This window comes from Porphyromonas levii DSM 23370, from assembly GCF_000379925.1.
Classification (GTDB): domain Bacteria; phylum Bacteroidota; class Bacteroidia; order Bacteroidales; family Porphyromonadaceae; genus Porphyromonas_A; species Porphyromonas_A levii.
Genome location: NZ_KB904304.1, coordinates 1 through 8594 on the forward strand (window position 1 = coordinate 1; position 8594 = coordinate 8594).

General features: G+C 41.1%; 7 protein-coding genes and 1 pseudogene. 2 read left to right on the plus strand and 6 right to left on the minus strand.

Annotated features, from left to right (window positions below; genetic code table 11):
- Together A3GG_RS12415 and A3GG_RS0110255 are read left to right on the plus strand one after the other, a co-directional pair.
- Window positions 1-145, plus strand: a 145-nt coding sequence (locus A3GG_RS12415) for a transposase (RefSeq protein ID WP_018359199.1), incomplete at its 5' end; no start/stop codon positions are given.
- Window positions 146-150: 5 nt separating this feature from the next.
- Window positions 151-2907: pseudogene (locus tag A3GG_RS0110255) on the plus strand (helicase-related protein); the annotation flags it as partial.
- 154 nt (window positions 2908-3061) lie between these two features.
- Here the strand turns inward: A3GG_RS0110255 and A3GG_RS0110260 are convergent.
- Genes A3GG_RS0110260 through A3GG_RS13195 form a run of 6 tightly spaced genes read right to left on the minus strand, consistent with a single transcriptional unit; the run spans window position 3062 to window position 7850 of the window.
- Entirely contained in the window at window positions 3062-4075 is a 1014-nt protein-coding gene (locus A3GG_RS0110260; protein WP_018359201.1) for a nucleotidyl transferase AbiEii/AbiGii toxin family protein, read from the minus strand.
- On the minus strand, window positions 4056-4766 hold the full coding sequence (locus A3GG_RS0110265; protein WP_240761246.1) for a DUF6088 family protein: 711 nt from the start codon (window positions 4764-4766) through the stop codon (window positions 4056-4058). The genes A3GG_RS0110260 and A3GG_RS0110265 overlap by 20 nt, the downstream gene beginning before the upstream one ends.
- Before the next feature lie 7 nt (window positions 4767-4773).
- Window positions 4774-5085, minus strand: coding sequence for a helix-turn-helix domain-containing protein (locus tag A3GG_RS0110270; protein WP_018359203.1), 312 nt, complete (start codon window positions 5083-5085; stop codon window positions 4774-4776).
- Window positions 5070-7133 (minus strand): AAA family ATPase, encoded by a 2064-nt coding sequence (locus A3GG_RS0110275; protein WP_018359204.1) that lies wholly within the window; start codon window positions 7131-7133, stop codon window positions 5070-5072. Before A3GG_RS0110275 ends, A3GG_RS0110270 begins: the two co-directional genes overlap by 16 nt.
- Complete coding sequence (locus A3GG_RS0110280) at window positions 7126-7515, minus strand: helix-turn-helix domain-containing protein (protein ID WP_018359205.1); 390 nt, start codon at window positions 7513-7515, stop codon at window positions 7126-7128. Before A3GG_RS0110280 ends, A3GG_RS0110275 begins: the two co-directional genes overlap by 8 nt.
- Window positions 7506-7850, minus strand: a complete 345-nt coding sequence (locus tag A3GG_RS13195) for a helix-turn-helix domain-containing protein (RefSeq protein ID WP_018359206.1) — start codon at window positions 7848-7850, stop codon at window positions 7506-7508. Before A3GG_RS13195 ends, A3GG_RS0110280 begins: the two co-directional genes overlap by 10 nt.
- Between the last annotated feature and the right edge of the window lie 744 nt (window positions 7851-8594).

The following is an 8594-nucleotide window of genomic DNA, read 5'->3' on the forward strand; positions in this document are numbered from 1 at the left end:
ACGGCTATCAACCGCCAAAGTGGAGGGAATAAACAATAAGATTAAAGTGATGAAGAGAAATGCTTACGGATATAGAGATGATGAATATTTCAAACTAAGNCTTTTTGCTCTACATGACTGCCGTATCACACGAAATGTCGGATGAACCTCAATTGCTTTGTCCGTCCCGACTTTGACGGTACACATCAGACTTTTCCTCATCTTGACCTAAAAGGACTGGGTATCCCTGCACTCTATAAGAGCCAAAAGGATGCGGTCTGGATGCTGAAAACAAATGGTGGAGGTATCTGCGACCACGAGGTGGGAGCTGGCAAGACGCTCATTATGTGCGTAGCTGCTTATGAAATGAAGAGACTAGGGCTAGCTAATAAGCCAATGATTATTGGACTGAAAGCAAATGTCTTTGACATTGCGGACACCTTTCGCAAGGCGTACCCCAATGCGAAGGTACTTTATCGTGGGAAGAATGACTTTACGAAGCAGAACCGCCAACGCATCTTCAACGACATCAAGAATAATGACTGGGACTGTATCATCTTGACACACGAGCAGTTTGGAATGATACCTCAATCCTTGGAGGTGCAGGAGGCTATCCTACAAAAGGAGTTGGACTCGGTGGAGGAAAACCTTGAGGTGCTTAGGCAACAAGGGGTGGAGGTATCTCGCAGTATGTTACGGGGGTTGGAGAAGCGAAAGGAAAACTTGGAGGTCAAACTGAAGACCATTGCTGATGACCTTACAGAGCGTAAGGATGACGCAGTGGACTTTAAGTTGATGGGTATTGACCACCTCTTTGTGGATGAGAGTTATCGCTTTAAGAATCTACTCTTTGACACCCGTCACAGTCGGGTAAGTGGCTTAGGTAATCCAGATGGTTCACAAAGAGCTCTCAATATGCTCTTTGCGTTACGCACTATTCAGGAGCGGTCAGGCAAAGACTTGGGGGCAACGTTTCTCTCAGGAACAACCATCAGTAACTCTCTGACCGAACTGTATCTCTTGTTCAAGTATCTCCGCCCACAAGCTTTGGAGAAGCAAGGCATCAATACCTTTGATGCTTGGGCTGCCGTATTCGCCAAGAAGTCCACCGACTATGAGTTCTCCGTTACCAATGAAATCATCCAAAAGGAACGCTTTAGGACGTTTATCAAGGTCCCAGAGCTTGCCTCCTTTTATGCGGAGATTTGCGATTTCCGCACAGCCAAGGACATCGGTATCGACCGACCCGAGAAGAACGAAATACTCCACAACATACCCCCCACACCCGAACAAGAGGTATTCATAGAGAAGTTGATGCAATTTGCCAAGACTGGTGATGCCACTCTCATTGGCCGTGAACCACTCAGTGAGCGGGAGGAGAAAGCTAAAATGCTGATCGCTACTGATTACGCCCGCAAGATGAGCCTTGATATGAGGATGATTTCTAAAGAGTACTCTGACCACATTGACAATAAGGCTTCTCACTGCGCAAGGATGATTTGGGAGTACTATCAGAAGTTTGATAAGCAGAAGGGGACTCAGTTTGTATTTTCTGATTTAGGGACTTACAAGCCCAATGAGTGGTCGGTTTACTCGGAGATTAAGCGGAAGCTGACGGAGGATTATGGTATCCCATCTTCAGAAGTGCGATTTATCCAAGAGTGTAAGACGGAGCGAGCGAAGAAGGCAATGGTAGAAGCGATGAATCGAGGAGAGGTTAGAGTGCTATTTGGTTCTACTGAGATGCTGGGTACTGGGGTGAATGCACAGCAACGAGCAGTCGCAGTGCATCACCTCGACACGCCTTGGCGCCCTTCCGACTTGGAACAACGCAATGGGCGTGCCGTCCGTAAGGGTAATGAAGTGGCAAAACTCTACGCAGATAACAAGATGGATGTGATTATCTATGCTGTGGAGCGGTCGCTTGATAGCTATAAGTTTAATCTACTGCACAATAAGCAGCTCTTCATCAATCAGCTTAAGAGTAATTCGCTCGGTAGCCGAACGATTGATGAGGGGGCAATGGATGAAGACAGTGGACTCAACTTCTCGGAGTATGTGGCAGTACTTTCCGGTAATACCGATCTTTTGGAGAAGGCGAAACTAGAGAAGAAGATAACGGCTTTAGAGTCGGAGCGAAAGGCTTTCCATCGGGAGCGTGACCAGGCACTGAATACAATTGGAGAGATTGAGTTTAAGGCGAATATCCATAAGAGTAGAATAGCTCAAGCTGAGAGTGACTGGAGCAAGTACAACAGTGTGGTTCAGCGTGATGAAGCAGGACTGCCACTCAATTCCATCGTGATAAAGGGTGTAGAAGGTGTGACTGACGAGAAGCAAATTGCGGAGCGACTGCACGAGATAGCTGATAAAGCTCGTACAGGCAATGAATATCGCGAGGTTGGGCAGGTGTACGGTTTCCCAATTCTTGTCAAATCGGAGAGCTCTGCTAAGGATGGACTGTTTGCACTGACGCAAAACCGATTTTTCGTAAAAGGCGAGGGTAATATCTACTACACCTACAACAATGGAACTTTGGCAACCGATCCGAAGCTTGCTTGTCGCAACTTCGTCAATGCTCTAGAGCGTATCCCTAAGGTCATAGAGAGTCATCAGAAGGAACTTACAAAGGTGACTGCCTCTATTTCCACATACAAGGAGATAGCCAATGGTTCTTGGAAGAAAGAGGAGGAGCTTCGCTCCCTAAAGAGCCAGGCCTCCGAGCTTGACCGCAAAATCGCACTCTCCCTCGCCACACCCTCTGACACCGATGATGCCCCTGAGCAAAAGCAATCACACCAAGTCAGAGAAAGCCCCACACCCTCACATCAAGTGTCAAACTCTGAGCCGATAAATCCACAAGAAAGCCTATCTCAAAAGCTTGACAACGACACACTCAAGAACGCCTATCGCCCTAAGTGGCGATAGAAAGGCTTCTGTCAAACTTCACATTGGACATTTTGCAAATATTTCCAATATCAAGCTAGAGCGAATTATCAGCAACAAATAAATCCATTGTCAATAATTCGCGTTTCTACTTTTTCTTAATGGCAAATCGAATATTTATGCAATTGCCATTTACTTATAAGTTTCTTAATCGGTCTTGTAGTATATTAAGTTTTGAAATCAACTGAGAAAAGGATAAAGAATCGCCATAGATGAAATCCTGTTGCATCTTTATATAATCCTCATTCCAGTCATCCATCAACTCTATTGGAGGAAGAAATGAAATAGTTTGTGGACTATGTAAGTCATAGTTCACAAACTTTAGTGCGTAGTATTTACGACGATGCTCAATTATTGCCTCGTAAAGTTTTTTGTCAGCTAATGCATCTCGTCCATAATTTGTATCCATTAGTTTCTCAATGTCATACAAGTGACGACTCATACGAAAACTTCTTGGTCTTTCCTTTTGAAATTCCTCAGACAACAGAAATATCTTCTCTAAAAAAGTGCGTGTGGGAACGACCATTCGTATTTTCGCAGAAGTAAAATCTTCATTTGAAAATGATTCTGCTATAATTGAACGAATATCTCTTTCTTCTGTTGGTTCGTCCATTGAAAGAGAGCTGATTTCAATTTTAATATATGGTGAGATATAACTTGTACTTTGTGAGATAATACTAGTATAGTGTACCAGAATGACAGTGGGGTCTTTATCACTATCAATAGGTGATAGCACTCCATTGCTATCCATAACATGAGTGACATTTTCAATCCTATGTCCACTAACCCCCATCTTTCTTAGATTATTATCTAACTCTGAAGACAGTGTACTATGAATATATGAACGAGAGAGTTTGCGAAGCTTTTCCCTTTGGCTTTTACTTGTCTTTTCTATTCCGAAAAAAGAATGGTCAATAGACAGGTCGATATCTTCTGAAAATCGTTTAATTAAGTCAAATCCTTTAGATAGCGATGTCCCTCCTTTGAAAATAAGAGATTGCACACAAGAGCACTGGAAAAGTGCTTTCAGTGTAATCGTTACCCACCAATCTTTTTCAATTGCCGACTGTCTTATGCCAGGATGCTCTGTTTCAGCTATCTGAAGCATTGCAAGTCTATCCTCAAGTGAGTTATTTAACCACAGTTTCATGTTTTTCTCTCTCATCAAGCATTGGTTTTACAATTTTTCTCATCCAGACAGGCATGATAGCGACATCTCTGTTGAGGGCATCTTTGTCTTTCTCTTTTGCAATAAGCACCCTAATCCTATTAAGATGATCTTTCTCAATATTTTCCTCTCCGATGCTCCGCAATGCTTGAACAAGAAGAGCAGTGAGTTTTGTTTTATAGGCAAAGGTTTTAGGTACTGACCGCTTAAATACAATCTTCCTATCTCCGATAGATAGACTGCGTGAGCTACCTGATGTGAGATAAGAATATGTCATTGGTATTTGAGTGGAAAGTCCTAGCATATTAAGAGCTGTAGTCCCTGAAGGTAATACCTGAGCTTTATCTCGTTCTGCTATTGCTTTCACTATTTCCTCAATCGTAGGCATTATAGCACCAAAACGACTCATCTTTGGCTTGACATAAATACCAGGAGAGAGACGAATTATTATCCCCTCACGAACTAACTCAGAAAGTACATTACCTACCGATTCTGGATGGTATTGTACGTAATCAGACCTAAAGATAATAGAATTATCCTTTGACCTTGTAATTCGCTCTTTTAGAGTAATATCATTCATTTTGAACATTGGACTTTTTGCAAATATTTCCAATGCCAAAGATAGTGAAATATTCTCTCCTCTCAAAAAAAGCATATTGTTTGATCTTGACATTCTTGTGTTACCACTCCTCTCTTCTTCGAAGCATTTCATCTATTTCGTGCCTCAAGAAGAGGAGACGACCATTGGCTTTCATGAATGGGATCTTGCCAAGCGACACCCAATTGTAGATAGTTTTTTGTTCCACTTTGAGGAGCTTGGAGACATCTATGATATCAAGATACTCAGGTCGCATTGGAGGATGAATAGTCGTCTCTTGGAAGGCAAGCAATTGATTTAGCTTACCCTCCATATTGACAAGCATCTCCTTTAGAAGCTCGAACTCTGATTTATGTTCAGCTGCCTCTGGCGGTTCTTTCAAGATGTATGACATAGCTTCCCCTTTTTATAATTGCCACTCGTGTCTTGTGACAAAATGCCTTGCTCCTTCATATAAGCAATGTATTTCTTTGCTGTTCTATCTTTGACATCTAATTCTTTCATTAAAGTCTGAGTGAGCTCACTATAGGACAATCGCTCTATCTCAAAAAAGATGTCTTTAACTATAGATATAAGCTCACTTGTCTTTCGTTGCTCCTTGTCTTCCTTGGACTTCTCACCACGATAGACATGCATGCCTTGCTTTTTATCCCAGCCGAAAAGCATCATCGGTACATCCAAAGGGCTACCATCTCTCACTTTAAGTGCTTTGACTACGGAGAGTTCTGGATTGTCGTCTTTTTCTATTGATAAAATCCCAGCAGCTTTTCGCTGAAGTTCAGAGCCGATATGGCCTCGAAGCTTTACTCCATTTGGAACAAAATGAAGCACACAGATAATACATGTATTGTAGATGCCTGCTAGTCGGTAGAGTTCATCCACTATCGCTATACTCTCGCTTTCATCATTGGCAGACCTAATCAAATCAGCAATACCATCAATAACTACGAGATGGATACCACCATGTTCATGGTAGAGTAAATCCATACTATCTCTGATTAACCTTAGCCTATCTTGTCGAGATAAAGAGGCTAAGTAAAGAGAGTGATAAAAAGAAGGAACCTGCACCAGTGATGCTCGTCGCAAGGTCTTTCCAAGGTTTTTATACAGCTGTGCTTCTGATTGCTCTGTATCATAATGGATTACAGCCGAACCATAGGGATTCGGACTCACCTCCAATCCAAGAGTTTCTTCTGGTACAAGAGCATGATATCTCATTGCTCCAGCAAGAATCGCAGATACAAAGTTGCTCTTACCTGTTCCCTCTCCACCCGTTATACAAAACAAATTATCCTGAGTTCCTAGTGGCACATCATTTACTGAAACGATTGCTTTAGACAAGTCTGGAGGATTGGCATAATCTATCTCACATGACTTCATCATCATTAGAGTCTCCGAGTATATTTCTTGCAGTAAAGTAGCTAGAAGACCTCTTAATTCTTCTGATGTATGTCCAAGGGAGAAAAAGTCAGAGACATCCTTTTCAAATTGACCTCCACTCAGTGGCAGTTGAATACTTTTGACCTTGTACTTTTCCAAAGCTACTTTCTGTCTTTCACTCTCTCGAATGCCAGTTTCATCAACATCGTATAGGAGCACAATATGCCTAAAACGAAGTAACAATCCATCAATTAGGCTCTCAGGAATTACTGAAGTCTCACTATTGAAGCAGATTGCATTGAAACCATGTGCTGCAAGTGATAGAACATCTTTTTCTCCTCCAGTGATTAAAAGAACATCACCTTTCGTTGGTATTTGATCAAGCCCAAAACAATAGAGAGAAGGTTTCCTACCTCCATATAAAAAGCGTAGCTTCGTACTATTAGGTCTGTAAATCTTGACATAATCATACCCCTTATAGCCGTAGATTGGCTCCGTGCCAGTCGCTTTTATAGTATAAGTCTCACCTTGAGAATTGATAGATTCAAACTGAGAGATATTGATGACATTGTATCTCTTAAGCGTATTCTCATCTATCCCATACCTCCCCCAAAAGGTAAGAAAGGGCTGCGAGTAGGATATCGTTTGGATTTTATATGGCTTATCATCTATCCTCTCTTCTTCTTGAATAGCTTTTGGTCTAACCCATTTCTTCTGAATATGACGCTTGTCAAAACGTGACGGATAATCATCTGCTACCCTTATCGGGAGCATTAAGTCTTGAACTATCAATTTGAGAATATCAAGAAAATCTCCTCTCGTATCCAATCCATAAAGCTCTCCAACAAACCAAAAGCAGTCTCCAGAGTAACTCGGTTCTCCATGGTCATGAAACTTGTATGATGTACTTTTAGCATCATAGTAGATATGGCATGAAGGTTTCTTATCGTCATAAAAGGGACTTCTGAAGTTCTTATGAGTGTTCACTTCGAAACCCAAGTAGTGGTTATACACATTCAAACCTCCTTGTGTTAGACTTAATATCTGCTCTTTATCAATCATTACTCTCTTCTGTTATCGATTTTGTTGAACAACAGCTTAATATTATATTGTCTTTGTATTTGTTTAATTCTCTTAGGGCATCATCTGAAGTAAGCCCCACAACTGCGAGTCGGTTACTCTTAATAGCATTACATACACTTTTATAAGGATAGCGTACATCACCATTGCCAGTAAATCGGAATGGTATCATTTGTGATTTTCGCCATCGATAGAGTGTGGACTTTGATATGTTTAATACGTTCATCACGTCTTTAGAGGTCATCTCAAGCTCTTCATCTATCTCTTGAAGGAGTGAGGAGCTCCGTTCGACAAAGCCCTCAATCTTCTTAATCCGTTCTAAAAGATCTTGAAAAGCATCACTCTCAAATCCTATTACTTCCATTGGTTTGAATTCTGAATTATAATTATTGATTTTGGATTGCAAGATGACAAATACACCAATAGGTTTTTGTATGCTTCCTCAGTATATATTGACACTGTAATATTTGTGATGGGTGATGATTCTATCAAAGGACTTGCAAGTATTGCATATAGTTTTAATTCATTGCCAAAAAACACACGAGAAATTCTCTCAATTTCACTTGAAGATAGTTCCTTTTCACCTCGTTCCCATCGTGAATAGGTACTAGGTGAAACATTGAGCATTTCAGCGACATCCTCTTGTTTGAGGCTCCTTTGCTCTCTCAATTCTCTCAGAATTATATTTATTCTGTTCATATGTTAAAGTTACCAGCACCTAAGAAATGTACCAACCCGATTATTGCAAGAATATGCACCAATTGCAAGTGTTTTCTCATTAGGTGCATAACTAATAGTTAAGAATATTCTAACTTCCTGCATGCGAATTGATTGCAATGGTGATTGCAAAAATCCTGATTGTTTGGTCAAAATCCTCAATTGGCATACTTTGACACATTAGAAATCAATAATCATACAAGGCTTTAAGAGAACCTCAGGTGCAAGGTGCAAGCCTTCTATATATAGAGGCTTGCACCTTGCACCTGGGTTTGTAGCAGGGAGTAGGTTAATGATTTAATTAACAGAGGTTTGGCTGTTAGTTCGTTTTTCGCTAACTTTGTACCGCTGAGAAGGATGCAAGTGTGTGTTCAATAAGTATTCAGAGTAGTAGTCTGTAGATATTCAAAATCGTGCTACAATTTTGCTACAGTGGTATTAGTGGAAAATTAGGCCTCATCCGATATTCTGCGTGATTGCGGTTACCGTGATCCCTTGAGACTCCTGCGTCAGCTTGTATACACCAATCATCTTGCGGGATGAAATCCGCAAGATATGGGCGACGGGGTTATTCTTCTCTTTGAAAATTTGAAAGAAAACTGGAAATCCATTATAATTGAGCGAATTATCCACTAAACGCTTAATTACACAATGGATACCAGTTTTCTACGACATGTATATGGGCTTCTTGGAGTCAAATGTACTGCTACACACTACAAAACTAAC

Excerpts from the sequence above, each read along its gene's own strand:
- A3GG_RS0110265 (WP_240761246.1), bottom strand. The coding sequence starts at position 4,766 with ATGTCAAGATCAAACAATATGCTTTTTTTGAGAGGAGAGAATATTTCA.
- A3GG_RS13195 (WP_018359206.1), bottom strand. The coding sequence starts at position 7,850 with ATGAACAGAATAAATATAATTCTGAGAGAATTGAGAGAGCAAAGGAGC.
- A3GG_RS0110280 (WP_018359205.1), bottom strand. The coding sequence starts at position 7,515 with ATGGAAGTAATAGGATTTGAGAGTGATGCTTTTCAAGATCTTTTAGAA.
- A3GG_RS0110260 (WP_018359201.1), bottom strand. The coding sequence starts at position 4,075 with ATGAAACTGTGGTTAAATAACTCACTTGAGGATAGACTTGCAATGCTT.
- A3GG_RS0110275 (WP_018359204.1), bottom strand. The coding sequence starts at position 7,133 with ATGATTGATAAAGAGCAGATATTAAGTCTAACACAAGGAGGTTTGAAT.
- A3GG_RS0110270 (WP_018359203.1), bottom strand. The coding sequence starts at position 5,085 with ATGTCATACATCTTGAAAGAACCGCCAGAGGCAGCTGAACATAAATCA.